Raw genomic sequence first — 26,265 nt, 5'->3', positions numbered from 1 at the left:
ATGGCCATTCGCCACGCCTTCGGCCAGGGCGCGCGCCGGGTGGTGAACGCCCCGCTCGGGCTGCTCGACCAGCTCGGCGACCAACTGTCGTTCTACCTCCGGGCGCTGGCCTGGATCCCGCAGTCGCTGCGCAAGTACATGCGCGAGACGATGCGGCTGCTCGCCGAGGTCAGCTTCGGCTCCGGGGCGCTGGCGGTGATCGGCGGCACGGTCGGCGTGATGGTCGGCCTGACCGTGTTCACCGGGGTCGTGGTCGGCCTGCAGGGCTTCGCCGCGCTGGACCAGATCGGCACCGCCGCCTTCGCCGGGTTCGCCTCGGCCTACATCAACACCCGCGAGATCGCGCCGCTGGTCGCCGGGCTGGCGCTGTCGGCGACGGTCGGCGCCGGGTTCACCGCCCAGCTGGGCGCGATGCGGATCTCCGAGGAGATCGACGCGCTGGAAGTGATGGGCGTGCCGAGCCTGCCGTACCTGGTCACCACCCGGATCATCGCCGGGTTCATCGCGGTGATCCCGCTGTACATCATCGGCCTGCTGATGTCCTACCTCGGCTCGCGAATAGTCACGGTGTACTTCTACGGGCAGTCGGCGGGCACCTACGACCACTACTTCAACCTGTTCCTGCCACCCGAAGACGTGTTCATCTCCTTCGTCAAGGTGCTCATCTTCGCGGTGATCATCATCCTGTCGCACTGCTACTACGGCTACCGCGCCAGCGGCGGCCCGGCCGGCGTCGGCGTCGCGGTCGGCCGCGCGGTGCGGACCACGATCGTCACCGTGGCGATCGTCAACTTCTTCATCGGGTTCGCCATCTGGGGGACCACCACGACGGTGAGGATCGCCGGATGAGCACCCTTCGCAAGCGGCTGCTCGGGCTCGCGTTCATCGTGGTGATGATCGGCGGGGTCACCCTGAGCATCGCCATGTACAACAAGGCGTTCAGCAGTTTCGTGCACGTCCGGCTGCAGGCCGACAAGGTGGGCAACCAGCTGGCCAGGCAGTCCGACGTCAAGGTGCGCGGGCTGATCGTCGGCGTGGTGGCCGACATCGTGCCCACCCGCGACGGCTCGGAGCTGACCCTGGAGCTGACGCCCGAGTCGGCGCAGCTGATCCCGGCGAACGTCTCCGCGCGCTTCCTGCCGAAGACGTTGTTCGGCGAGCGGTTCGTCTCGCTGGAGATCCCGGAGAACCCGGCGCCGGACAGGATCGCCGACGGTGCCGTGATCCCGCAGGACCGCAGTTCCAGCGCGGTCGAGCTGTCGCAGGCGTTCGAGCACCTGCTGCCGGTGCTGCAGGCGGTCCAGCCGCAGAAGCTGTCGAGCACGCTCTCGGCGATCTCCACCGCGTTGCAGGGCCGGGGTGAACCGCTCGGCGAAACGCTGACCGAACTCGGCCAGTACGTCGGCGACCTCAACCCGCACCTGCCCGAACTCCAGCGCAACCTGGAGGAACTGGCGGAGTTCTCGGACAACTTCGCCGACAGCGCGCCGGACCTGGTGCAGGCGCTGGACAACCTGACCACCACCACGCGCACGGTCGCCGAGCAGAAGCAGAACCTCGACCTGCTGTACGCGAACCTGACCAACGCCTCGGTGGACCTCGGCTCCTTCCTCTCGGCGAACAAGTCGAACCTGATCTCGCTCGCCGAAACCGCCCGGCCCACCGCGGAACTGCTGGCGAAGTACGCGCCGGAGTACCCGTGCGTGATCGGGCAGATGGCCGGCGTGCTGCCCCGGATCGACGAGGCGCTCGGCAAGGGCAGCGGCCGCCCCGGCCTGCACGCCACCATCGAGATCACGGTGAACCGCGGGCCGTACAAGCCGGGCCAGGACGAGCCGGAGTTCAACGACAAGCGCGGGCCGCGGTGCTACGACATGAACCAGTTCCCGCAGCCGTTCCCGCAGCACCCGCCGGAGGGCCCGATCGACGACGGGAGCACGCACCCGCCCGCCGCCCGGTCGCAGAACGACGGCCTGCTGCCGCCGGCCAACGCGGCGAACGCGGTCGGCCTCGGCGGGGGCGCGGCCGGTGGCGACCTCGCCTACAGCCCGGCCGAGCAGCGCTTCCTCAGCGAACTGGTGGGCATGCAGACCGGCGTGGCCGCCGAGCAGGTGCCGGATTGGAGCGGATTGCTGGTGGGACCGCTGTACCGCGGAGCGGAGGTGACGATCAAGTGAAGGTCACCGGACCGCTGGTCAAGCTGAGCATCTTCATCGTGGTCACCGTGTTGTTCACCGCCGTGCTCGGCATCAGCATCGCCAACCTGAACCTGACCGGCACGGCCACCTACACCGCGCGGTTCACCGACGCGACCCTGCTGCTGCCCAACGACGACGTGCGCATCGCCGGTGTCCGCGTCGGCCAGGTGTCCGACGTGCGGATCGTGGACCGGCGCCAGGCCGAGGTGGAGTTCGAGGTGGACGCCGGGCGCAAGCTGCCGGCCGGGGTCACCGCGACGATCAAGTTCCGCAACCTGGTCGGCCAGCGGTACATCGCGCTCGGCCAGGGCACCGGTGCCCCCGGCGACACGCTGCCCGAGGGCGGCACCATCCCGCTGGAGCGCACGAAACCCGCGCTGGACCTGACCGAGTTGTTCAACGGGTTCAAGCCGCTGTTCCGCGCGCTGAACCCCGAAGACGTGAACAAGCTGTCCTACCAGGTGATCCAGGTGCTGCAGGGCGAAGGCGGCACGGTGGAGAGCCTGCTCGCCCACACCGCCTCGCTGACCAGCACGATCGCCGAGAAGGACCAGGTGATCGGCGAGGTGATCACCAATCTGAACGGCGTGCTGGACACGATCAACCAGCGCACCCCGCAGCTGTCCGAGCTGATCGCCACGCTGCAGCGGCTGGTCTCCGGGCTGGCCGAGGACCGCGAGCCGATCGGCGACGCGATCGAATCGCTGGGCGGGCTGGCCGAGACCACCTCCGGCCTGCTCAACGAGGCCCGCGAGCCGCTGAAGAACGACATCGCCGCGCTGGGCGCGCTGACCGAGAACCTGAACGAGAACGAGCCGCTGGTGGAGCACTTCATCCAGTTCCTGCCGCACAAGGTGGCCACGCTGAGCCGGACCGCCGACTACGGCTCCTGGTTCAACTTCTTCCTCTGCGAGGCGCAGGGCAGCGTGGCGCTGCCGCCGCTGATCAGCCAGCCGATCAACGTGCCGATCGCGCCGGTCAACCGGGAGCGGTGCGGCGCATGAAGAGCTTCCAGCAACGCAATCCCGTTCCCATCGCACTGGCCGGCATCGCGGTGATCCTGCTCGGCGTGCTCGCCGCGCTGAACTCCGAGGACCTGCCGGTGATCGGCGGCGGCACCAGCTACACCGCCGAGTTCGGCGAGGCCGCCGGGCTGGTGCCCGACGACGAGGTCCGGATCGCCGGGGTCAAGGTCGGCGCGGTCTCCGACATCGAGCTGGCCGGGGACAGGGTCCGGGTCTCGTTCAAGGTCAAGGACGCCTGGCTCGGCGACAAGACCAGCGCGGCGATCAAGCTGAAGACCCTGCTCGGGCAGAAGTACCTGGCCCTCGACCCGGTCGGCGACCAGGTGCTCGACCCGGACGTGGCCATCCCGCGTGAGCGCACCGCCTCGCCGTACGACGTGCTCGACGCCTTCCGCGGGCTGTCCAACACCGTCGACGAGATCGACACCACCCAGCTGGCCAAGAGCTTCGACGTGCTGTCGGACACCTTCTCCGACACCCCGGACGACGTGAAGGGCGCGCTGTCGGGGCTGTCCGAGCTGTCCGACACCATCGCCAAGCGCGACGACCAGCTCGCCCAGCTGCTGAACAACACCAAGCAGGTCAGCCAGACCCTGGTCGACCGCGACGCCGAGGTGACCAAGCTGATCGCCGACGGCAACAGGCTGCTCGAAGAGGTCGGCAAGCGCAAGGAAGCGATCAGCAAGCTGCTCGAAGGCACCAGAACGCTGTCGGCCGAGCTGCGCGGGCTGATCGAGGACAACGACGCGCAGCTGGACCCGGTGTTCACCCAGCTCGACCAGCTCACCTCGATGCTGCAGCGCAACCAGGACTCCCTGGAGGCGGGCCTGCGCGAGTTCGCGCCGTTCATCCGGGTGTTCACCAACACCATCGGCAACGGCCGCTGGTTCGACAACTACATCTGCGGCCTGCTGCTGCCGTCCGTCGGCCCGATCAACGAAGACGGGTGCAACGCGAAATGACCGATACCCGGTTCGGACTGAACGTCGCCCGCTGGCTGAGCGCGGCGTGCGTGCTGGCGCTGGTGGTGGCGGGCGGCCTGTGGTGGACGCTGAAGGACCCGGGCCGCAAGCACCTGACCGCCTGGTTCCCCACCGCGATCGGCCTCTACGAGGGCAACAGCGTGCGGATGCTCGGCGTGCAGATGGGCACCGTGGAGGAGGTCGAGCCGCAGGGCGACCGGGTGCGGGTGACCATGGAGTACGACCGCGCGGTCGCCGTGCCCGCCGACGCGCAGGCGGTGATCGTGGCGCCGTCGCTGGTCAGCGACCGGTACGTGCAGCTGACCCCGGCGCACACCGGCGGCCCGGTGATCGAGGAGGGCGCCACCATCCCGCTCGAGCGCACCGCGGTGCCGCTGGAGGTGGACGACCTCTACGCCAGCCTGAGCCGGGTCAGCCAGTCGCTCGGGCCGAACGGGGTGAACAAGGACGGCTCGCTGTCGAACCTGCTGACCACGCTGGCCGACAACTTCGACGGCAACGGCCAGGCCCTGCACGACACGATCACCCGGCTCGGCCAGGCGTCGGGCACGCTGGCGGGCAACAAGGACGACCTGTTCGCCACCGTGCGCAACCTCGGTGACTTCTCCACCACGCTGGCCGACAGCGACGGCCAGATCCGCGACTTCGAGCGGCAGCTCGCCGACGTCACCGGCTTCCTCTCCGACGAGCGCGGCAACCTGGCCGAGACGGTCCGGCAGCTGGGCCCGACGCTGGAGCAGGTGCAGGCGTTCGTGGCGAAGAACCGCGACAAGCTCAAGTCCAACGTGGACAAGCTGGCCAGCATCACCAGGACGCTGGTGGACCAGCGCGGTTCGCTGGCCGAGATCCTGGACGTGGCGCCGGTGGGGCTGGGCAACCTGGTCAACACCTACAACGCCTCGTCCGGCACGCTGGACGCCAGGGCCAACCTGAACGAGCTGACCCAGCCGCCGGTGCTGATGGTGTGCAACCTGCTCAAGCAGACGCCGGACCAGCTGGACCTGCTCGGCGACCTGTGCAAGGGCCTGCAGCCGGTGCTCGACGGCGCCCTGCCGCTGCCTTCGGTGGCGCAGGTGGTGGCCGCGGCGAAGAAGGGCGAGGCACCGCCGCTGCCCCTGCCGCTGGTCGACGTGATGTCGGGAGGTGCCCGGTGAAGCGCAGCGCTCTCGCGGCACTGGGTGCCGTCGCCGCGATGACCCTGTCCGGTTGCGGGTTCACCGGCATCTACGACATCCCGCTGCCGGGCGGGGCCGACCTCGGCGACCACCCGTACACGGTGAAGGTGCAGTTCCGCGACGTGCTCGACCTGATCCCGCAGGCCGGGGTGAAGCTCAACGAGGTGCCGGTCGGCCGCGTGGAGGACATCGCGCTGTCGCCGGACGGCTGGACCGCCGAGGTCAGCCTGCTGGTCAACGGCGACGTCGAGCTGCCGTCGAACGCGCTGGCGAACCTGCGCCAGTCGAGCCTGCTCGGCGAGAAGTACGTCGAGCTGAGCCCGCCCGCCGAAGGGCGGGCGCAGGAGCGGCTGGCCGACGGCATGCTCATCCCGATCGAGCGGACCAACCGCAACGTCGAGGTGGAGGAGGTGCTCGGCGCGCTGTCCATGCTGCTCAACGGCGGTGGGGTGGAGCAGCTCAACACCATCACCAAGGAGCTGAACGCGGCCACCGAGGGCCGCGCGCCGGACCTGAAGAACCTGCTGAACAACGCCAACGACCTGGTCACCAGCCTGGACGAGCAGTCGTCGAACATCACCAGGGCGCTCGACGGGCTCGACCGGCTGACCTCCACCCTGAACGGCCAGCGCGACCAGATCGCCGGCGCGCTGGACAACCTCGGGCCGGGGCTGAAGACGCTGGAGTCGCAGCGCGGGCAGCTGGTCACCATGCTGCAGGCGCTCAACGACCTGTCCGCGGTGGCCACCGACACGGTCAACAAGAGCCAGGACGACCTGGTGGCCAACCTCAAGGCGCTGCAGCCGACGCTGCAGAAGCTCGGCGAGGCAGGCAACGACCTGCCGAAGGCGCTGGAGCTGCTGCTGACCTTCCCGTTCAGCGACGCCGCGGTCGACGGGGTGAAGGGCGACTACTTCAACCTCTACGCCAAGATCGACCTGAACCTCAACGAGATCCTGGCCAACCTGGGCCGGAGCAGGCAGAACCCGCTGCAGGACATCCTGCCGGAGGACCTCGGGCTGACCGGCGGGCGGCAGGGCGTCGATCCGAACGCACCGCCGCTGCTGCCGCTGCCGACCTCCACCCCGATCACCGGTGCCCAGCCCGGCGCGCCGACCGGCGGGCAGGCCCAGCCACCGCGGTCGAGCGGCATCGGCGGCATCTTCGACGTGCTCTCCGGAGGTGCCGGCTGATGTTGGTGCGCAAGACGAAACTGCAGCTGGTCGCCTTCGCGGTGATCGCGGTGCTGTCCATCGTGTACGCGTTGTTCCGGTTCACCGACGTGGGCAAGGTGTTCGGCCAGGGCGGCTACACCGTGCACCTGCAGCTCGACGCCAGCGGCGGCATCTTCACCAACGCCGAGGTCACCTACCGCGGGTACAACATCGGCCGGGTCGGCGAGCTGTCGCTGACCGAGCGCGGGTTGCAGGCCGACCTGAACATCGAGCCGGACATGCCGCCGATCCCGGCCGACCTGCAGGCGCTGGTGATCAACCGGTCCGCGGTCGGGGAGCAGTTCGTCGACCTGCGGCCGAAGCACGAGGACGGGCCGTTCCTGGAGCCGGGTTCGGTGATCCCGGCCGATCGCGCGGTCACCCCGGTGCCCACCGACCAGGTGCTCGGCGACCTGGACGGCCTGGCCGCCTCGGTGCCCACCGACGCGCTGCGCACCGTGGTCGACGAGTCCTACGACGCCTTCCGCGGCACCGGCGACGACCTCCAGGTGCTGATGGACACCGCCCGCGACTTCACCAGGGCCGCGCAGGAGAACCTGCCGGAGACGGTCAACCTGCTGGAGCAGGGCGGCAAGGTGCTGGAGACGCAGAACGACCTGTCCGGTTCGTTCGCCGCGTTCAGCGGTGACCTGAACCGGCTGTCGGAGACGCTGAAGAACTCCGACGGGGACCTGCGCCGGCTGATCGGGGTCACCCCGCAGGTGGCGCTGCAGATCGACGAGGTGGTGCGGGAGAGCGGGCCGGGGCTCGGCGCGGTGGTGGCGAACCTGCTCACCACGTCGAACCTGCTGGTCACCCGATTGGATGGACTCGAGCAGGGGCTGGTCACCTATCCGCTGCTCTCGGTCGGCGCGCAGACGGTGGCGCCGGACGACGGCACCGCGCACCTCGGCCTGGCGCTGAACCTGTTCGACCCGCCGTCGTGCACCAAGGGCTACCGCGACGTGGGCGAGTTCCGCACCGGCAACCGGCCGGAGGACCTCACCCCGCGGCGGGCGAAGACCGATGCGTACTGTGCGGAACCCAAGGGCAGCCCGATCAACGTGCGGGGCTCGCAGAACGCGCCGTACAACGGGGTGCCGGTGGTGCCGAGCGACGAGGAGCTGAAGGCCAACGCCAACCGCTCCGAGGAGGAGCTGGCCGCGCTGCGCGGGGTGCCGGGCATCGCCGGCAGCCCCGGGCTGAGCCTGACCAGCATCCCCTCGCTGTTCGGCCTGCCCGGCTGAGCCCGACGTCTGGAGAGCTATGGATTCGGAGCAGGACACCCAGGACACCGGGGTCGTGACGGAACCGGCGCCGCGTGATCGCACGCGCCCGCTGCTGCTGGGCGCGGCCGCACTGGCCACCGCGGCCTTCCTCGCCGCGGCCATCTTCGGCGTCCAGTGGTGGGTCTCGGCCACCGGGGACGACGCCGAACTGGCGCAGGCGCGCGACGAGGTCCTGGTCGCGGGCACGGCGGCGGTGAAGGCGTTCACCGAGTTCGACTACAACAACCTCGACCAGTACTTCCAGAAGCAGCAGGAGCTGTCCACCGGCCCGATCCAGGAGCAGGCCCGCAACTCCGAGGGCACCTTCCGCGAGGCGATCACGCAGGCCAAGACGGTGGTGGTGACCACCGTGCAGGACATCGCGGTGGAGGAGCTGAACGAGCACGAGGGCAAGGCGACCTGCCTGGTGGCGCTGTCCACGGACGTGACGAAGGGCACCGAAAAGGGTGTCAAGTCGCTGCGCGTGGAGATCGAGATGACCAGGGTCGGCGAGGAGTGGAAGCTGTCGAGCATCGGCAACGTTCCCGTCGTCGGCGCTGGACAGCAGTGAGGAGCTTCTTCTGATGGCCAACCGTCGCCAGCCGCCCCGCCCCGGCAGCACCCCGGTGCGGCGGCCCAAGGTGGCCGGCATCCGCAGGCCCGGCGCGGAGTCCGAGACCCGGTCGCTGAACCGGCCCAGCCCGCGGCCCCGGTCGGCCGAGGAGCCGGAGGAGGTGGCCGCCACCACGCCGGAGGCGGCCGAACCCGCCGCTGAGCCGGAGGTGACCGCACCGGCCGGCACCGCGGCCGCTGAGCCGGTCGAGGACGCGCCCGCCGAGCCGGTCGAGGACGTGGCAGCGGCCCCGGTGAAGCCGAGGCCGAGCCCGCGGCCCAAGGCGCGGGACACCGGTGTGCCCAAGCCGTCCTCGGAAGCCGAAGCCGAAGCAGCCGCCGAGCCGTCGACGGCGTCCACCGGGGCCGTTCAGGAGCCCCGCAAGCGGCCGAACCGGTCGGTGGTGCTGCTCCCGGCGCTGCTGGTGGCGGCGCTGGTGTTCGCCGGGCTCGCCGTGTGGTTCAAGATCGAAGAGAGCGAGGTGTCCGCGGCCACGGACAACACCGCGCTGCTCGACGTGGCGAAGACCGCGCAGGTCAAGCAGGCCGTGACCAGTGCGGCCGAGGCGCTGTTCTCCTACGACTTCAACGACATCGCGAAGACCGAGAACGCGGCCAACGACCTGCTGGTCAACGACGAGGTGCGGCAGAAGTACAACGGCTTCATGGGCGAGGTGAAGCGGCTCGCGCCGGAGCAGAAGATGGTGGTGACGATGAAGGTCACCCGGAGCGCGGTGGTGCTCATCGACGGTGATCGGGCCAAGGTGATGGTCTCCGCCGACCAGACCTCCACGCGCACCGCCCAGAACCAGACCTCGGCGGGCGGCGCCCAGATGTGGTTCACCACCGAGCTGCGCGACGGCGAGTGGAAGATCACCGACCTCAACACCTACTCGGGTGGCCAGCCCGCCCAGCCCACCAGTCCGGCCCCGGCCCCGGCGCCGCCGGGCTGACCACCCGGACAGGTGGTTCGGCTCACACCTTCGTGGCGCCTTGACGCGGGTGGTCTTCGGAACACCACCCGCCACACCCGCCCCACCCCCCGGCGCCGCCGCACGCCGATCGGCTTCTGCGGGCAAAAGCCGGTCGAGGCGGGTCGAAGCCGGTTAAAGCCCTGGTGGGAGGGCGCGAACCGGACCCGGTACCCTTGTGACTCTGTGCACAAGGGCGCTGCACGCTCCGCCATCCGGCGGAAAAACCGGCCTTGAACCTGCGGTTTGGCGACCGGGCGGGAGTGGCATCTTGACTCGCGGTCTCCGGCGGGTCACGCTTACTCCCAACGGCCCGCCTCGTGCGGGAGGGCAGGGCCGAGACACCGGGCGACCGGGGTCGTGGAAGGCATGCGGATGAGGCTGGGCCCCCGTCGGGGCGTGCCCCCTCGACAAGCGCGGCCTTCGGGGCTAGACTGCTTCTTTGCGCTGCCCTCTTTCAGGCTGCCCGAAGCAGGCAGCTAGGATGGTCGGCACCACCGCACCCTTGACAGCTCGTGTTACGCCCTGCTAGCGCGTCTGTCAGCCGCTCATTGTCCCTGGAAGGACGCATCTTGGCAGTCTCTCCCGCGAACCAGGCCACTGCTGCGACCACCTCGGCTGTATCTGCTTCGGAGTCTTCAGAGCTGGCGACCATCCCCGGCGCCCCCAAGCGGGTGTCGTTCGCGAAGATTCGCGAGCCGCTGAGCACTCCGAACCTGCTGGACGTGCAGATCCGGTCATTCGAATGGTTCACCGGCGACGAGGCGTGGTTCGAACGCCGCGTCGAGGAAGGCGAAGAGAACCCGGTCGGCGGTCTGGAGGAGGTCCTCAACGAGATCTCCCCGATCGAAGACTTCTCCGGCTCCATGTCCCTCTCCTTCTCCGACCCGCGCTTCGACGAGGTCAAGGCCTCGGTCGAGGAGTGCAAGGACAAGGACATGACGTACGCGGCGCCGCTGTTCGTCACCGCCGAGTTCGTCAACAACAACACCGGCGAAATCAAGAGCCAGACGGTCTTCATGGGTGACTTCCCGGTGATGACCGACAAGGGCACCTTCGTCATCAACGGCACCGAGCGTGTCGTGGTGTCCCAGCTGGTCCGCTCGCCCGGCGTCTACTTCGACTCCAGCGTCGACAAGGCCACCGACAAGGACGTCTTCAGCACCCGCATCATCCCGAGCCGCGGCGCGTGGCTCGAGTTCGACGTGGACAAGCGCGACACCGTCGGCGTCCGCATCGACCGCAAGCGCCGCCAGCCGGTCACCGTGCTGCTGAAGGCGCTCGGCTGGACCACCGAGGCGATCCGCGAGCGCTTCTCCTTCTCCGAGACGCTGATGGCGACGCTCGAGAAGGACCACACCGCCGGCACCGACGAGGCGCTGCTCGACATCTACCGCAAGCTGCGCCCGGGCGAGCCCCCCACCAAGGAGAGCGCGCAGACCCTGCTGGAGAACCTGTTCTTCAAGGACAAGCGCTACGACCTGGCCAAGGTCGGCCGGTACAAGGTCAACAAGAAGCTGGGCCTGACCACCCCGTACGACACCGGGACGCTGACCGAAGAGGACATCGTCTCCACCATCGAGTACCTGGTGCGGCTGCACGCCGGCGAGGACAAGATGACCGTCGGCGACCAGACCATCCCGGTCGAGACCGACGACATCGACCACTTCGGCAACCGCCGCCTGCGCACCGTCGGCGAGCTGATCCAGAACCAGATCCGGGTCGGCCTGTCCCGGATGGAGCGCGTCGTCCGCGAGCGGATGACCACCCAGGACGTCGAGGCGATCACCCCGCAGACCCTGATCAACATCCGCCCGGTGGTGGCGGCGATCAAGGAGTTCTTCGGCACCTCGCAGCTCTCGCAGTTCATGGACCAGAACAACCCGCTGTCCGGGCTGACCCACAAGCGCCGCCTGTCGGCGCTCGGCCCCGGCGGTCTGTCCCGTGAGCGCGCCGGCATGGAGGTCCGCGACGTCCACCCGTCGCACTACGGCCGCATGTGCCCGATCGAGACCCCGGAAGGCCCGAACATCGGCCTGATCGGCTCGCTGTGCTCCTACGCGCGGGTCAACCCGTTCGGCTTCATCGAGACCCCGTACCGCAAGGTGGTCGAGGGCCGGGTCACCGACCAGGTCGACTACCTCACCGCGGACGAGGAGGACCGGTTCGTCAAGGCGCAGGCCAACGCCGCCATCGACACCGACGGCCACTTCGTCGAGGACCGCGTCCTGGTCCGGAAGAAGGGCGGCGAGGTCGAGCTGATCGACCCGATGGACGTGGACTACATGGACGTCTCGCCGCGCCAGATGGTGTCGGTCGCGACGGCGATGATCCCGTTCCTCGAGCACGACGACGCCAACCGCGCGCTGATGGGCGCGAACATGCAGCGCCAGGCGGTGCCCCTGCTGCGCAACTCGGCGCCGCTGGTCGGCACCGGGGTGGAGCTGCGTGCCGCGGTCGACGCCGGTGACGTGCTGGTCGCCGAGCAGGCGGGCGTGGTCGAGGAGCTCTCCGCCGACCTGATCACGATCATGCACGACGACGGCACGCGGAAGAGCTACGGACTGTACAAGTTCCGCCGCTCCAACCACGGCACCTGCTTCAACCACCGCCCGATCGTCAACGAGGGCGACCGGGTCGAGCAGGGCCAGGTCATCGCCGACGGCCCGTCCACCGAGAACGGTGAGATGGCGCTCGGCAAGAACCTGCTGGTCGCGGTCATGCCGTGGGAGGGCCACAACTACGAGGACGCGATCATCCTGTCGCAGCGCCTCGTGCAGGACGACGTGCTCACCTCGATCCACATCGAAGAGCACGAGATCGACGCCCGCGACACCAAGCTCGGCGCCGAGGAGATCACCAGGGACATCCCGAACGTCTCCGAGGAGGTCCTGGCCGACCTCGACGAGCGCGGCATCATCCGGATCGGTGCCGAGGTCCGCGACGGCGACATCCTGGTCGGCAAGGTCACGCCCAAGGGTGAGACCGAGCTGACCCCGGAGGAGCGCCTGCTCCGCGCGATCTTCGGCGAGAAGGCCCGCGAGGTGCGCGACACCTCGCTGAAGGTGCCGCACGGCGAGACCGGCAAGGTCATCGGCATCCGGGTGTTCTCCCGCGAGGACGACGACGAGCTGCCCCCCGGCGTCAACGAGCTGGTCCGCGTCTACGTGGCCCAGAAGCGCAAGATCCAGGACGGCGACAAGCTCGCCGGGCGGCACGGCAACAAGGGTGTCATCGGCAAGATCCTGCCGGTCGAGGACATGCCGTTCATGGAGGACGGCACCCCGGTCGACGTGGTGCTGAACACCCACGGTGTGCCGCGACGGATGAACATCGGCCAGATCCTCGAGCTGCACCTGGGCTGGCTGGCCTCGCAGGGCTGGAAGGTCGAGGGCAACCCCGACTGGGCGAAGAACCTGCCCGAGGAACTGCACGACGTGGACCCGGGCACCAACACCGCCACCCCGGTGTTCGACGGCGCCAAGGAGGAGGAGCTGACGGGTCTGCTGTCGGCCACCAAGCCCAACCGCGACGGCGAGCGCATGGTCCGCCCGGACGGCAAGGCGGTGCTGCTCGACGGCCGCTCCGGTGAGCCGTTCCCGTACCCGGTCTCGGTCGGCTACATGTACATCCTGAAGCTGCACCACCTGGTCGACGACAAGATCCACGCCCGCTCCACCGGCCCGTACTCGATGATCACCCAGCAGCCGCTGGGCGGTAAGGCGCAGTTCGGTGGCCAGCGCTTCGGTGAGATGGAGTGCTGGGCGATGCAGGCCTACGGCGCGGCCTACACGCTGCAGGAGCTGCTGACGATCAAGTCGGACGACGTGATCGGCCGGGTGAAGGTGTACGAAGCCATCGTCAAGGGCGAGAACATCCCGGAGCCGGGCATCCCGGAGTCGTTCAAGGTGCTGTTGAAGGAGCTGCAGTCGCTCTGCCTCAACGTGGAGGTCCTGTCCTCCGACGGTGCGGCGATCGAGATGCGCGACTCCGACGACGAGGACCTCGAGCGCGCCGCGGCGAACCTCGGCATCAACCTGTCCCGCAACGAGTCGCCCTCGGTGGACGACGTCGTTCAATGACCGCGCGCCCGGCTCCGGCGCTCACCTCCCGCGAGCGCCGGAGCCGGGTAGCCACCCCCTCTAGCCGAATCAACCCCAAGGGGATGCAACGACGTGCTGGACGTCAACTTCTTCGATGAGCTCCGGATCGGCCTCGCCACCGCTGACGACATCCGCCAGTGGTCCTTCGGTGAGGTGAAGAAGCCGGAGACCATCAACTACCGCACGCTCAAGCCGGAGAAGGACGGGCTCTTCTGCGAGAAGATCTTCGGGCCGACCCGCGACTGGGAGTGCTACTGCGGCAAGTACAAGCGGGTCCGCTTCAAGGGCATCATCTGTGAGCGCTGCGGCGTCGAGGTGACCCGCGCCAAGGTGCGGCGTGAGCGGATGGGCCACATCGAGCTGGCCGCCCCGGTCACCCACATCTGGTACTTCAAGGGCGTGCCCTCGCGGCTGGGTTACCTGCTCGACCTGGCCCCGAAGGACCTCGAGAAGATCATCTACTTCGCGGCCTACGTGATCACCGGGGTGAACACCGAGCTGCGGCACAACGACCTGCCGACGCTGGAGAACGAGATCGGCGTCGAGCGCAAGAACCTCGAGCTCAAGCGCGACGCCGACATCGAGGCCCGGGCGCAGAAGCTGGAAGCCGACCTGGCCGAGCTGGAGGCCGAGGGCGCCAAGTCCGACGTCCGCCGCAAGGTCAAGGAGGGCGGCGAGCGCGAGATGCGCCAGCTCCGCGACCGCGCCGGTCGTGAGCTGGACCGCCTCGAAGAGGTCTGGACCACCTTCACCAAGCTCGAGCCGCGGCAGCTGATCGCGGACGAGCTGCTCTACCGCGAGCTGATCGACCGCTACGGCGAGTACTTCACCGGTGGCATGGGCGCGGAGGCCATCCAGAAGCTGGCCGCCGAGTTCGACGTGGCCGCCGAGGCGGAGAACCTGCGCGACACCATCCGCAACGGCAAGGGGCAGAAGAAGCTCCGCGCGCTCAAGCGGCTCAAGGTGGTGGCGGCCTTCCAGGTCACCGGCAACGACCCGCGCGGCATGGTGCTCGACGCCGTGCCGGTGATCCCGCCGGACCTGCGCCCGATGGTGCAGCTCGACGGTGGCCGGTTCGCCACCTCGGACCTGAACGACCTGTACCGCCGCGTGATCAACCGGAACAACCGGCTCAAGCGGCTGATCGACCTCGGCGCGCCCGAGATCATCGTGAACAACGAGAAGCGGATGCTGCAGGAGGCCGTCGACGCGCTGTTCGACAACGGCCGCCGCGGCCGTCCGGTCACCGGGCCGGGCAACCGCCCGCTGAAGTCGCTGTCCGACCTGCTCAAGGGCAAGCAGGGCCGGTTCCGCCAGAACCTGCTCGGCAAGCGCGTCGACTACTCCGGCCGTTCGGTGATCATCGTCGGGCCGCAGCTCAAGCTGCACCAGTGCGGTCTGCCGAAGGACATGGCGCTGGAGCTGTTCAAGCCGTTCGTGATGAAGCGGCTGGTCGACCTGAACCACGCGCAGAACATCAAGTCCGCCAAGCGGATGGTGGAGCGGTCGCGCCCGCAGGTGTGGGACGTGCTCGAAGAGGTCATCACCGGCCACCCGGTGATGCTGAACCGCGCACCGACCCTGCACCGCCTCGGCATCCAGGCCTTCGAGCCGCAGCTGGTCGAGGGCAAGGCCATCCAGCTGCACCCGCTGGTCTGCGAGGCGTTCAACGCGGACTTCGACGGTGACCAGATGGCGGTGCACCTGCCGCTGTCGGCCGAGGCGCAGGCCGAGGCCCGCATCCTGATGCTGTCGGCGAACAACATCCTCTCCCCGGCGTCGGGTCGCCCGCTGGCGATGCCGCGTCTGGACATGGTGACCGGGCTGTTCCACCTGACCCGGCTCACCGAGGACGCCCAGGGCGCCGGGCAGGCGTTCTCCTCGCCGGCCGAGGCCATCATGGCCTTCGACCGCAAGGCGATCAGCCTGCACGCGCCGATCAAGATCCGGGTCAAGGACCGCCAGCCCGCCAAGGCCGACGAGGCGCGCCTGGCCGAGAACGGCTGGGAGCCCGGCAAGCCGTGGCTGGCCGAGACCACCCTGGGCCGCGTGCTGTTCAACGAGCTGCTGCCGGCGGACTACCCGTTCGTGAACGAGCCGATGCCGAAGAAGCGGCAGGCGGCGATCGTGAACGACCTCGCCGAGCGGTACTCGATGACCCAGGTCGCGCAGACCCTGGACCGCCTCAAGGACGCCGGTTTCTACTGGGCCACCCGGTCCGGGGTCACCGTCGCCATCTCCGACGTGCTGGTGCCCGAGGAGAAGAAGGGCATCCTCGAGGAGTACGAGGGCAAGGCCGACCAGGTCGAGAAGCGCTACCAGCGCGGTCAGCTCTCGCACGCCGAGCGCAACAACGAGCTGGTGAAGGTGTGGACCCAGGCGACCGAGGACGTCGCCAAGGTGATGGAGGCGCACTTCCCCGACGACAACCCGATCTCGATGATCGTGAAGTCCGGGGCGGCGGGCAACATGACCCAGGTCCGGTCGCTGGCCGGGATGCGTGGTCTGGTGTCGAACCCGAAGGGTGAGTACATCCCGCGCCCGATCAAGGCGAACTTCCGCGAGGGCCTGTCGGTGGCGGAGTACTTCATCGCCACGCACGGTGCCCGGAAGGGTCTGGCCGACACCGCGCTGCGGACCGCCGACTCGGGTTACCTGACCCGTCGTCTGGTGGACGTGTCGCAGGACGTCATCGTCCGCGAGATCGACTGCGGCACCACCCGCGGTATCAACATGGTCATCGGCGAGGACGTCGGCGGCGGCAAGGTGCTGCGCGACCAGCACGTGGAGACCAGCGTCTACGCCAGGACCCTGGCGGCCGACGCGGCCGACGCGAACGGCAACGTGGTGCTCAACGCCGGTGACGACCTCGGCGACCCGGCCATCGAGAAGCTGATCTCCAGCGGCATCTCGAAGGTCAAGGTCCGCAGCGTGCTGACCTGCGAGTCGGCCGTCGGCATCTGCGCCACCTGCTACGGCCGCTCGATGGCCACCGGTCAGCTGGTGGACGTCGGCGAAGCGGTCGGCATCGTGGCGGCGCAGTCCATCGGTGAGCCGGGTACCCAGCTGACCATGCGTACCTTCCACCAGGGTGGCGTCGCCGGTGACGACATCACCACCGGTCTGCCGCGTGTGCAGGAGCTGTTCGAGGCCCGCGTGCCGAAGGGCAAGGCGCCGATCGCCGACGTCGACGGCCGCGTGCGGATCGAGGAGAGCGAGCGGTTCTGGAAGATCACCCTGATCCCGGACGACGGGTCGGAGGAGATCGTGTTCGACAAGCTGTCCAAGCGGCAGCGGCTGGCGAACACCCCGAACGGCCCGCTGGGCGACGGCGACCACGTCAAGGTCGGCCAGCAGCTGCTCGAGGGCACCCCGGACCCGCACGAGGTGCTGCGCGTGATGGGTCCCCGCGAGGCGCAGATGCACCTGGTGGACGAGGTCCAGAAGGTGTACCGGGCGCAGGGTGTGTCGATCCACGACAAGCACATCGAGGTCATCGTGCGGCAGATGCTCCGCCGCGTGACGATCATCGACTCCGGTGCCACGGACTTCCTGCCGGGCGAGCTGCCCGAGCGGACCAAGTTCGAGGCGACGAACCGCGCCGCGGTCGCCGAGGGCGGCGAGCCCGCTTCGGGCCGCCCGGTGCTGATGGGGATCACGAAGGCCTCGCTGACCACGGACTCGTGGCTGTCGGCGGCGTCGTTCCAGGAGACCACCCGCGTGCTGACCGACGCGGCCATCAACGGCCGTTCGGACAAGCTCGTGGGCCTCAAGGAGAACGTGATCATCGGTAAGCTGATCCCGGCCGGTACCGGCATCAACAAGTACCGGAACATCCAGGTCCAGCCGACCGAGGAGGCACGGGTCGCCGCCTACGCGATCCCGTCCTACGACGACGGCTACTACACCCCGGACGTCTTCGGCACCGGCACCGGTGCCGCCGTCCCCCTGGACGACTACGACTTCGGTCGCGACTTCCGGTAAGCACCACCACGCACAAAAGAGAGCCCCCGCCCCCACCAGGGAGCGGGGGCTCTCCGCTTTCGAGCCCGCACAATGCGGCCAAAACCCAAGCCGGGCACCAAAGCAAGGGACCCACCCACACCCCCCGCCCCACCCCGATCCACAGCCGTAGTCACCCTGAAAAAGCGGGGTGGCCCCGCCCGAAGCCCGAACCCCGATCAAGAGCCACCCCGCTGCCGCCGAGCCACGATCACCGCACGAACCACCGCCATGACCACCACCCCACCCGGCAACAGCACCCAAGCCCACACACTGCTCACCCCACCGATGAGCAACACCGCGATCACCAGCACCAACCCGCACAGGTCGATCGCCACTTGCGCCCCCGGCGTCTTCGCCAGTTTCGTCCCCATCAGTACGTGGAAGGTGTTCACGAGCGCGGCTCCCAGCGGAAGAAGCGGCCGATGACCGCGGCGAACAGGACAGCCCACAGCAGGGTCGAACCCAGACCCGTGGTGATCGGGACGACCCCGGTGCCGAACCCCGACCAGCCCTCGGCGAGCAGGTTCGACGGCCCGAGCAGCGGCATCAGCACCCCGGCGGTGGCCACGCCCCCGCTCGACTGGGCGCCCACCATGAACAACCCGGCCAGCGCCCCGACCAGCACCGGGAACGACGTGACGTGCGTGGCTTCGACGCTCTTGCTCAGCGCCGCCGTCGCCATGCCGGCGGCGACGGTCAGCAGCACCCCGGCCGCCATGCCCAGCAGCACCAGCCACGGGTGCTCCGGCAGCGGTGCGCCCAGGACCAGGCAGAACCCGAAGTAGAGCAGCGCCTGGACCACGCCCATCACCACCACCGGCGTGGTGATCGCGCCGATCACCCCGGCGTCGGTCAGCTCGGTGGTCCGCAACCGCTTGAGCACCAGCGACTGCCGCCGCGCGGTGTAGATGGTCATGCTGGTCATGAACACCGACAGCAGCATCAGCATGGTGAACCGGCCGCCCAGCAGCGAGCCCCAGTCCGCCGGTGGCGCGTCCCGCACGGTCAGCCAGGTCATCACGCACAAGCCGACCGGCATCACCGTCGCCGAAACCAGGGTGACCTTCCGCCGGAACAGCAACCGGATCTCGAACCACCCGTGCCGCATCACCATGGTCATCGGTTCGCTCCCACCGTCAGGAAGATCTCGGTCAGGGACGCCTGCGTGGCCGAGAGCCGGTCGAGCTGCACCCCGTACCGGCGCGCCCAGTCCAGCAACAGCCCCAGGTCCTGCTGGAGCGAACCGGTTTCCACCACCAGCCACGCCCCACGCTCGTCCAAAGTGGAATCAAGTGCCCCGTCGAACGACGGCAGCGGGTGGTCCAGCGCCGAGGCGGGCACCAGCGCGGTGATCCGCGACGGGTGCGCGGCGAGCACCTCGGTCAGCGTGCCCGCCACCGAGATCCGCCCCTGGTGCATGATCGCCACCCGGTCGGCCAGCGCCTCGGCTTCTTCGAGGTAGTGCGTGGTGAGCAGGATCGTGCTGCCGTCGTCGCGCATCCGCTCGACGGTCTTCCACAGCCGCTGCCGCGATTCGGGGTCCAGTCCGGTGGTCGGCTCGTCGAGCACCACCAGTTCCGGCTGCCCCCAGGTGGCCAGCGCGAAGTCCAGCCGCCGCTTCTCCCCGCCGGAGAGCTGCTCCACGCGGGTGTCGCGGCGGTGCGCCAGCTCCACCCGGTCCAGGAGTTCGTCGACGTCGTCGGTGCGGCTGCTCAGCGAACCCCACAACCGCAGCGTTTCCGCGGTGGACAGTTCCTCGATCAGCCCGGCCTGCTGCAGCATCACGCCCATCCGCGGCTTCAACCGCGATCTGGCGCGGGCCGGGTCGTGGCCGAACACCCGGATGCTGCCGGACTCCGGTCGCCGGAAGCCCTCGATCAGTTCGAGCGTGGTCGTCTTGCCGGCGCCGTTGGTGCCGAGCAGGGCGAAGATCTCGCCGCCGCGCACGGTGAAGTCCACGCCGTCCACCGCGGTGAAGGTGTCGTAGGAGTACTTCAGCTCGGAAATCTCGATCGCGTTCATGACACCGAACCATGCCGTCGCGGCACACCCGAACCCAGTCGCCGCTGTCACCGGCCGCGGTGACGGTCGTACGCGCGCCACGTGACACCTGTCATCGGTGGTTACTGTGAGCCGGTGCGCGGAATCAGGAAACGGGCCGGGGACCAGAGTGCCCTCGAATCGCTGCGCCGCTACACCCGGTACAACCTGCTCTTCACGGTGGTTTCGGTGTGCGCGCTGCTGGTGCTCGCCGAGGTGGGCGACCGGGGGGACCCGGTGCGCTTCGTGGTGCTGGCGGGTGGGTTGCTGCTGGTCGTGCTCAGCCACTGGCGCTGGACCCTGCGCTCGGTCGACGCGCCGATCGGCCGGATGCCGTGGTGGCAGGCCGGGCTGATCACGCTGGTCTCGGCCGCGGTGGTGGTGGCCGGGTTCGCCACCGACGGCAACGGCGTGGTGTGGGCGCTGCTCCCCGGTCTGTTCGGGCACGACCTGCTGCTCGGCCGGTTCAGCGCGGTGGGCTGGCGGTTCGTCTTGGGCTTCGGCACGCTGATGGCCTGCGCCGCCGCCGGTGGTGCCCTGCTGGCCGGTGAGAGCCCCGCGCCGCTGCAGCTGGCGTGGGTTTTCGTGATCACCTTGCTGATGATCAGCGCCGAGGTGCTCCTGGTCCGCCAGTGGACGCTGGCGCTGGAACTGGAGAAGGCCCGGCTCGACGCGGGGGAACTGGCCACCACCAAGGAACGGCTGCGGCTGGCCGAGGACCTGCACGACATCCTCGGGCACGCGCTCGAAGTCGTCTCGCTCAAGAGCGAACTGGCCAGCAGGCTCAGCGAGGTCGACCCGGAGCGGTCCCGCGCCGAACTCAACGAGGTGCAGCGGCTGGCCAGGGGAGCGGTGCACGACGTGCGGGCGCTGGTGCAGGGCAGGCGGTCGACCGAGCTGGCGATCGAGATGTCCGGGGCACGCGGGTTGCTCGAATCGGCGGGCATCCGGTGGGAGTTCACCGGGGATCCGGCGCGGTTGAGCGAGCAGGCGAGCGAGCTGCTGGGGCGGGTCCTGCGCGAGGCGGTGACCAACCTGCTCCGGCACGCCGACGCCAGCGTGTGCGCGGTCCGGCTGGAGATCCGCGGGGGCCAGGCGACGCTGCACGTGCGCAACGACGGGGTGGCCCCGATGCGGCCCGGCGACGGCGGTGGCTCGGGCCTGCGCGGGCTGAACCGGCGCATCACCGAGGCCGGTGGCACGTTCACCGCCGAGGCCAGGGACAACGCGTTCGAAGTGCGGGCGGAGGTACCCCGATGATCCGCGTCGTGCTCGCCGACGACGAGCAGCTGACCAGGCAGGCCATCGAAGCGCTGCTGAACCTGGAGCCGGACCTGGCCGTGGTGGCCGGGGTGCCCGACGGGGCGGCGGCGCTGGCCGCGGTCGCCGAGCACCGGCCCGACGTGCTGGTGGTGGACCACGAGATGCCGGTGCTCGACGGCCTGGCGGTGCTGGAGCGGCTCGCCACCGCGCACCCCGCCGTCCGCTCGGTGATGCTCACCCGGCACGCCCGCCCCGGCGTGCTGCGGCAGGCGCTTTCCTCCGGGGCCAAGGGTTTCCTGGCGAAGACGGCGCCGGCGTCCCTGCTCGCCGACGTGATCCGCCGGGTCCACTCCGGACTGCGCTACGTCGACCCGGAGTTCGCCGCCGACGCGATCGCCGAGGTCGACTGCCCGCTGACCGAACGCGAACTGGACGTGCTGCGCCTGGTCGACGAAACCAGCACCGCCACCGAGATCGCGCGGGCGATGCACCTGTCGGCGGGCACCGTGCGCAACTACACCTCGTCCGCGATGGCGAAGCTGGGGGCGCGCAGCCGCGGGCAGGCCGCCAGGATCGCCCGCGACCACGGCTGGATCTAGGGCCGGTACACCGACTTCCGCGAAACCGGGAAGTCGAAGTAGGTGTCCGGGTAGGGCTCGTCGTTGAGGGTGAAGTGCCACCACTCCTCGACCAGGTTGCGGAACCCGGCCTCCGCCATGGTCTGCACCAGCAGGTCGCGGCGCGCCCGCGCCTGGCCGGTGATCAGCGGGTTCGCCGTGTGCGAGAGCGTGTCGAAGCAGTCGAACCCGGTGCCCATGTCCACCGAGTTGTCCGGGAAGCGCTGGCCCGCCGGTGCGGTGCACGGTCGCAGCGGCTCACCCGGCACGTACGGGCGCTGCGGTCGCGGCGGCAGCGCCACCACGGTCAGGTCGACCGTGCTCCCCCGGCTGTGCCCCGACTTCTCGGCGATGTAGCCGTCGGCGAACAGCCGGTCCTTGGCCACGTTGGGGTAGAACTCCGGCTTCATCTTCTCGTCTTCGAGGTCCTTCGCCCAGCGCACGAAGTGGTCGACCGCGCGCTGCGGGCGGAAGCAGTCGTAGACCTTGAGCGTGTAACCGCGGCTGAGCAGCTTCCACTGCACGCGGCGCAGCGCTTCGGCGGCGGGCCGGGTGAGGATGCACAGCGGTTCGCGGTAACCGTCGACCGGGGTGCCGACGAAGTTGTGCGGGCCGTGGTAGCGGATGTCGTGCTGGATGGTCGGCGCGAAGTCCCGCAGCACGACGAACGGGCGGGCCGCGGCCTGGGCCGGTGCGGCGAGGACGGTGCCGGACACCAGCACGGCCGCGGCGGCGGTGAACACCTTGCGGAGGATCGACATCCGACCTTCGTAACAGCGGAGTTCCCGGGATTGTATAACGAATGAGTAACGGCGGGTGCGGCGCCCTCGGACGGTGGTCACCGCGGGTGAGCGGTTGGCGAACGGAGTAGTCCGGACTCTGGGAAAAATACGCCCATTCGGCTCAGCGGAAGGGCTGAAGAGGCGGTCACGCTGAGCTGAACAGTGGGAAATGCACTGCGCCGGGTGGCGTCCCACCCCGTGATCACGCGATTGACACCCCCGGGGGGTGCCGCGAACATTCCGGGCATGTCCATTCGAGTCGCATTGGTCGGGCGTCTGCACGTCGACCTGCGCCAGCAAGCCAGCGCGCTCTGTCCGGCTTCCTGATTCCCTTTCCTGCTTTCCGCTGACCCGCGCGCGCCTTTCCCGCGGGTGGTTTTTCGAATGCACCATTCGAAAAGATAGGGGTTGATCCATGCTGTCCAATTCGCCCCGGTGGCGAAAACTCGTGATCGGCGCACTGGCGGGCGTGCTCGCCGTCGGCGCCGTCACCTACCAGGGGTCGAGCACCGAGGCCTACGCCGGCGTGCAGACCGTCACCGATAGCAGAACCGCGTCCGACGGCAAGCAGTACTGGGTGAAGAACCACCTGGTCGGCGGGCAGAAAGCGGCACGCGCCGAAGGCGAGCAGCGCAAGAAGTGGCTGCTGGTCTGGGCGGGCGACGAGAACATCGCCGACACCCTGGTCAAGGACCTGAAGAACCTGCCCGGCTCGCTCACCGGCGGTCTCGGCAAGGTGACCAACGCCCTGCCGGGCCCGGATTTCCTGGCCGTGATCGACGCGACCGAGGGCTCGGACACCTACGGCAAGGTGGTCAACACCGCCACCGTCGGGCCGCTGGTGGAAAACGAGCCGCACCACATGCAATACGTGTGGCACAAGGGCGACACCGTTTACGCGGGTGCGTTGTTCGCCGCGGCGACCTACGCCTTCGACGTCAGCGCGTTGCCGGAACTGAAGCTCAAGGGCATCAGCCTGCCGACGAACACGCTCGGCGGTTCGGTGCCGGACGCGTACTGGACGCTGGAGGACGGCACCGCGTACGGGACCTACATGGGCGGTCCCGTGGTGCCCGGTCCGTACGCCTACGCCAACGGGCAGGTCGCGTTCGGCAACGGGTTCGCCGGCAGCCCCGGCGCGCTGGTCCGGTTCGACCAGACCGGCAAGGTGCTGTCGCAGACCTCGGCGGCCACGCCGCAGGGGGACAACGCCAAGCTGTGCGCCAACCTGCCGCAGCTCGGCAAGCCGACCTGTGCCAACCCGCACGGCATCCAGGCCCGCGAGGACCTGAACACGCTGGTCACCAGCGACTACGCGGAACCGCGCAACATCATCCTCGACCCGGTGAAGCAGCCGTCGCCGTACCTGCGGCGGCCGACCGTGCGGACCTGGGACATCACCGAGCGGGACAACCCGAAGCTGAAGGCGGTGTCCTACCTGCAGGACGGTCCGCGCGCCGATCCGGCGGACCCGCTGCACGCCGAAAGCCGCGCGGTGATGGAAACGACGGTGACCAACCTGCCGGGGCACAAGGGCGCGTTCGCGCAGACCATGCAGGGCGGCGCGGTGCACTACACCCCGGACATCACCGCCGCGGAACCGAAGTGGGTCGAGGTGTTCGACGACGGCGCCGCCAACAAGGCGATCCACGCCGGCAACGACGCCAACGGCGGCGGCTCGAACGGCGGCTGGATCCAGACCAGCCCGGACGACAAGTACCTCTACCGCGCGATCTCCGGGCGGGGCAAGGGCGCGCTGGGGCCGAACGACCCCGGTACCACCGGCGGGGTCTACGTGCTCGACATCCAGAAGCTGCTGGCCGCCGGAACCGACTTCAAGTGCCGGATCGACACGCTGGCCGAGGCGCAGAACGGCGGCGCCGAAAGCGACTGCCCGACCGTGGCCGGAGCCGTGCCGATCAACCCGGGGCAGCCCGCCGCGGGCCCGCACTGGGGTGCCTACGACAACTTCGCCCTCGGCGAGGACGGCTTCTACCACGAAACCCGATCGCCGTCGCGGATCGCGGTGTCGAACTACTTCGTCGCCCGGTCCGGTTTGGACGGTGACCACAAGGTGAACATGCTGCACCTCGGCCCGGACGGCAAGGTCAGCCTGGACACGGACTTCAAGGACGAGTTCTCCGGTCAGGTCGGCATCAACTTCAACCGGAAGGACTGGCCGCACGGCCCGTTCGGCAACGCCAAACCGCACTCGGAGCTGTTCGTGGTCGCCGACGCGGACGTGAAGTAGGCAACCGTGGACCACTCGCACATCGGGGCCACCGGTTCGGCCGGGGCCGACACCGCCGCCCTGCTGCTCCGGCTGGTGCTGCTGCTCGGCACGGCCTTCGTCGCCGGAACCGGGCTGCTGCGCCCGCTGGCCGACCGGATCCCCCGCCGGGTGGGGGTGTTCACCTGGGCGCTGGCTGCCGTTTCCGCCGCACTGGCGGTGGTTTCGGTGCCGGTGCTGGGGGTCGACGTGGTCGGTGCCGCGGTGCACGTGGTCCTGGTTCTCGCGGTGCCGTCGGCACTGGGCCGCCCCGGTCCGGTCCGCTGGCTGTCGGCGGCGCTCGTCCTGTTGCTGGTGCTGGAAACCGCCGTCGGCCGGCCGGGGTGGAATTCGCCGTCGACACCGTCTACGTGGCTGCCGCGGCCGCGTGGTTCGGGGTCGCGGTGCTCACCGTGGCCGTTCCGGCGGAGCAGTTGCGCACGGATTCGCTGCGGCCGGGACCTTTGTCGCTCGCGCTCGGCGGGCTGCTGGTGCTCGCCGGTGGGGTGCGGCTGGCCACCTCCGGCATCGGGTTCGACCGGCGGGTGCACGAAAGCGCGTTCGGGATCGCCCTGCTGGTGGTGGCCGGAGTCCCGGTGCTGGTGACCGGGCTGGCGGTGGTGCTGCGCCCCGGCCGGGTCCACCGCTTCGGCACGGTGGGCGTCGTCGTGGGTTTTGTCGCCTTCGGTGCGCTGGCGGCGATCCCGCGGCCCGCGGAACTGCCGGTGCCCGGGGTGCCGGTGCTCGGGGAGGTGGCGCTGGCCGGGCAGCGGGTGCCGGTGCTGATCAGCCCGCACCGGCCGGGGCGCAACCTGGTGCACTTCCCGGGCAGCGCGGGCGACCAGCTCGACGTCGGGGTGCCCGGCGGTTCGCTGGTCCGGGCCACGCCCCGGGCCGGGGCCGAGGGCACCTGGGCGGAGGTCGACCTGCCTGCTGGGCGCGGTGAGCTGCTGGTGCGCACCGGTTCGGCGGAGACCTCGGTGGACGTGGACGCCGGTGACCAGCCGGGCCCGCTCACCGCGGCCGGCGCCGACGGTCCCGAATGCGCCAGTGCCGCACTCGGCGGCCTGGTCAACGGGCGCCGGGACGTGCTGGGCTCCTGCCCGGCCGATGCACTGTCCACATCGGACGCCGACGCGTTGCGCAAGCTGGTCGTCTTCCTGGGTTCCCGCGGTGCCGGGGGGATCACGCTGAAGGACGACGAGTCCCCGCGCGGCGTGGCGGCGGCCGGGGTGGTCCGGGAGGCGGCGGCCGCGGCGCGCCTGCGGGTCGATGCCGAGCCGCGCCCGGAGAACGCACTGGTGGCGGTGTCGGGCTGGGCCGAGGCCCACCGGGCGCTGACCACCGCCGGCGCGTTGCAGGCGGAGAGCCCGACCTACGCGCACGGGCTGTACCTGGCTCCGTGGCTGCTGAACACCCCGCTGGTGACCTCGGTGACCACCACCTCGGTGCCGCTGCGGTTCGACCCGCGGGAGCAGTTGCCGGTGAGTTACGCCGTCGCCGTCGGCAACGCCTTCGGCGGCGAAAGCCCGACCCCGGCCGGGTTCCGCGCCTGGCTGGGCACGCAGTCCGTCGAGGGTGAGGTGCAGATCTACGCCGCCGCCCAGGTGACGGTGATGCCGATGGGGCCCGGTGAGGTGCACGCGCCGGGCATGCCGATGACCGAAGAGCTGGCCGGGCAGTGGGTGCCGAAGGCGACCGTGGTCCCGGTGAGCCTGCCGTTGCTCGCCTGAGCGCGGT

19 protein-coding genes are annotated in these 26,265 nt (G+C 69.6%); 15 read left to right on the top strand and 4 right to left on the bottom strand.

Annotation, left to right across the window (positions count from 1 at the left end):
• From AC07EG_RS13090 to AC07EG_RS13040, 11 genes are all read left to right on the top strand, one after another.
• Positions 1–849 (top strand): MlaE family ABC transporter permease, encoded by an 849-nt coding sequence (locus AC07EG_RS13090; protein WP_478253287.1) that lies wholly within the window; start codon positions 1–3, stop codon positions 847–849.
• Positions 846–2,177 (top strand): MCE family protein, encoded by a 1,332-nt coding sequence (locus AC07EG_RS13085; RefSeq protein ID WP_478253286.1) that lies wholly within the window; start codon positions 846–848, stop codon positions 2,175–2,177. Before AC07EG_RS13090 ends, AC07EG_RS13085 begins: the two co-directional genes overlap by 4 nt.
• Positions 2,174–3,202: an MCE family protein gene (locus AC07EG_RS13080; RefSeq protein ID WP_478253285.1), complete on the top strand. Its 1,029-nt coding sequence runs from the start codon at positions 2,174–2,176 to the stop codon at positions 3,200–3,202. The genes AC07EG_RS13085 and AC07EG_RS13080 overlap by 4 nt, the downstream gene beginning before the upstream one ends.
• Positions 3,199–4,185: an MCE family protein gene (locus AC07EG_RS13075; RefSeq protein ID WP_478253284.1), complete on the top strand. Its 987-nt coding sequence runs from the start codon at positions 3,199–3,201 to the stop codon at positions 4,183–4,185. The genes AC07EG_RS13080 and AC07EG_RS13075 overlap by 4 nt, the downstream gene beginning before the upstream one ends.
• Positions 4,182–5,360 (top strand): MCE family protein, encoded by a 1,179-nt coding sequence (locus tag AC07EG_RS13070; protein ID WP_478253283.1) that lies wholly within the window; start codon positions 4,182–4,184, stop codon positions 5,358–5,360. Before AC07EG_RS13075 ends, AC07EG_RS13070 begins: the two co-directional genes overlap by 4 nt.
• A complete protein-coding gene (locus tag AC07EG_RS13065) occupies positions 5,357–6,574 on the top strand; it encodes an MCE family protein (protein WP_478253282.1) in 1,218 nt (405 codons plus the stop codon). The genes AC07EG_RS13070 and AC07EG_RS13065 overlap by 4 nt, the downstream gene beginning before the upstream one ends.
• Positions 6,574–7,842: an MCE family protein gene (locus AC07EG_RS13060; protein WP_478253281.1), complete on the top strand. Its 1,269-nt coding sequence runs from the start codon at positions 6,574–6,576 to the stop codon at positions 7,840–7,842. The genes AC07EG_RS13065 and AC07EG_RS13060 overlap by 1 nt, the downstream gene beginning before the upstream one ends.
• A 19-nt stretch (positions 7,843–7,861) precedes the next feature.
• Complete coding sequence (locus AC07EG_RS13055) at positions 7,862–8,434, top strand: hypothetical protein (RefSeq protein ID WP_478253280.1); 573 nt, start codon at positions 7,862–7,864, stop codon at positions 8,432–8,434.
• A gap of 13 nt (positions 8,435–8,447) precedes the next feature.
• Positions 8,448–9,428, top strand: coding sequence for a hypothetical protein (locus AC07EG_RS13050; protein WP_478253279.1), 981 nt, complete (start codon positions 8,448–8,450; stop codon positions 9,426–9,428).
• 590 nt (positions 9,429–10,018) lie between these two features.
• Positions 10,019–13,528 carry a DNA-directed RNA polymerase subunit beta gene (gene rpoB, locus AC07EG_RS13045; RefSeq protein ID WP_478253278.1) on the top strand — a complete coding sequence of 1,170 codons (3,510 nt, stop codon included), beginning with the start codon at positions 10,019–10,021 and terminating at the stop codon, positions 13,526–13,528.
• A 93-nt stretch (positions 13,529–13,621) separates the two neighbouring features.
• The gene (locus AC07EG_RS13040; protein ID WP_478253277.1) at positions 13,622–17,533 is read left to right on the top strand and encodes a DNA-directed RNA polymerase subunit beta'; all 3,912 of its coding nucleotides are present in this window, start codon (positions 13,622–13,624) and stop codon (positions 17,531–17,533) included.
• Positions 17,534–17,730: 197 nt separating this feature from the next.
• Here the strand turns inward: AC07EG_RS13040 and AC07EG_RS13035 are convergent, their stop codons facing one another.
• From AC07EG_RS13035 to AC07EG_RS13025, 3 genes are read right to left on the bottom strand one after another with little or no spacing between them, the layout of a single operon-like run.
• Entirely contained in the window at positions 17,731–17,946 is a 216-nt protein-coding gene (locus AC07EG_RS13035; protein WP_478253276.1) for a hypothetical protein, read from the bottom strand.
• Positions 17,943–18,674 (bottom strand): ABC transporter permease, encoded by a 732-nt coding sequence (locus tag AC07EG_RS13030; RefSeq protein ID WP_478253275.1) that lies wholly within the window; start codon positions 18,672–18,674, stop codon positions 17,943–17,945. The genes AC07EG_RS13035 and AC07EG_RS13030 overlap by 4 nt, the downstream gene beginning before the upstream one ends.
• Positions 18,671–19,576, bottom strand: coding sequence for an ABC transporter ATP-binding protein (locus tag AC07EG_RS13025; RefSeq protein ID WP_478253274.1), 906 nt, complete (start codon positions 19,574–19,576; stop codon positions 18,671–18,673). Before AC07EG_RS13025 ends, AC07EG_RS13030 begins: the two co-directional genes overlap by 4 nt.
• Positions 19,577–19,690: 114 nt before the next feature.
• Here AC07EG_RS13025 and AC07EG_RS13020 point away from each other — a divergent pair, with 114 nt between their 5' ends.
• Together AC07EG_RS13020 and AC07EG_RS13015 are read left to right on the top strand one after the other, a co-directional pair.
• Positions 19,691–20,854, top strand: a complete 1,164-nt coding sequence (locus AC07EG_RS13020; RefSeq protein WP_478253273.1) for a sensor histidine kinase — start codon at positions 19,691–19,693, stop codon at positions 20,852–20,854.
• Positions 20,851–21,456 (top strand): response regulator transcription factor, encoded by a 606-nt coding sequence (locus tag AC07EG_RS13015; protein ID WP_478253272.1) that lies wholly within the window; start codon positions 20,851–20,853, stop codon positions 21,454–21,456. The genes AC07EG_RS13020 and AC07EG_RS13015 overlap by 4 nt, the downstream gene beginning before the upstream one ends.
• Here AC07EG_RS13015 and AC07EG_RS13010 read toward each other — a convergent pair.
• On the bottom strand, positions 21,453–22,235 hold the full coding sequence (locus AC07EG_RS13010; protein ID WP_478253271.1) for a M15 family metallopeptidase: 783 nt from the start codon (positions 22,233–22,235) through the stop codon (positions 21,453–21,455). The two genes, AC07EG_RS13015 and AC07EG_RS13010, sit on opposite strands and share 4 nt — an antisense overlap.
• A gap of 436 nt (positions 22,236–22,671) precedes the next feature.
• Here AC07EG_RS13010 and AC07EG_RS13005 point away from each other — a divergent pair, with 436 nt between their 5' ends.
• Together AC07EG_RS13005 and AC07EG_RS13000 are read left to right on the top strand one after the other, a co-directional pair.
• The gene (locus AC07EG_RS13005) at positions 22,672–24,507 is read left to right on the top strand and encodes a hypothetical protein (protein ID WP_478253270.1); all 1,836 of its coding nucleotides are present in this window, start codon (positions 22,672–22,674) and stop codon (positions 24,505–24,507) included.
• 362 nt (positions 24,508–24,869) lie between these two features.
• A complete protein-coding gene (locus AC07EG_RS13000; protein WP_478253269.1) occupies positions 24,870–26,258 on the top strand; it encodes a hypothetical protein in 1,389 nt (462 codons plus the stop codon).
• Positions 26,259–26,265: the final 7 nt, after the last annotated feature.

This window comes from Amycolatopsis sp. NPDC045836, from assembly GCF_056431745.1.
This window is presented reverse-complemented; position numbering and strand designations above follow the sequence as displayed.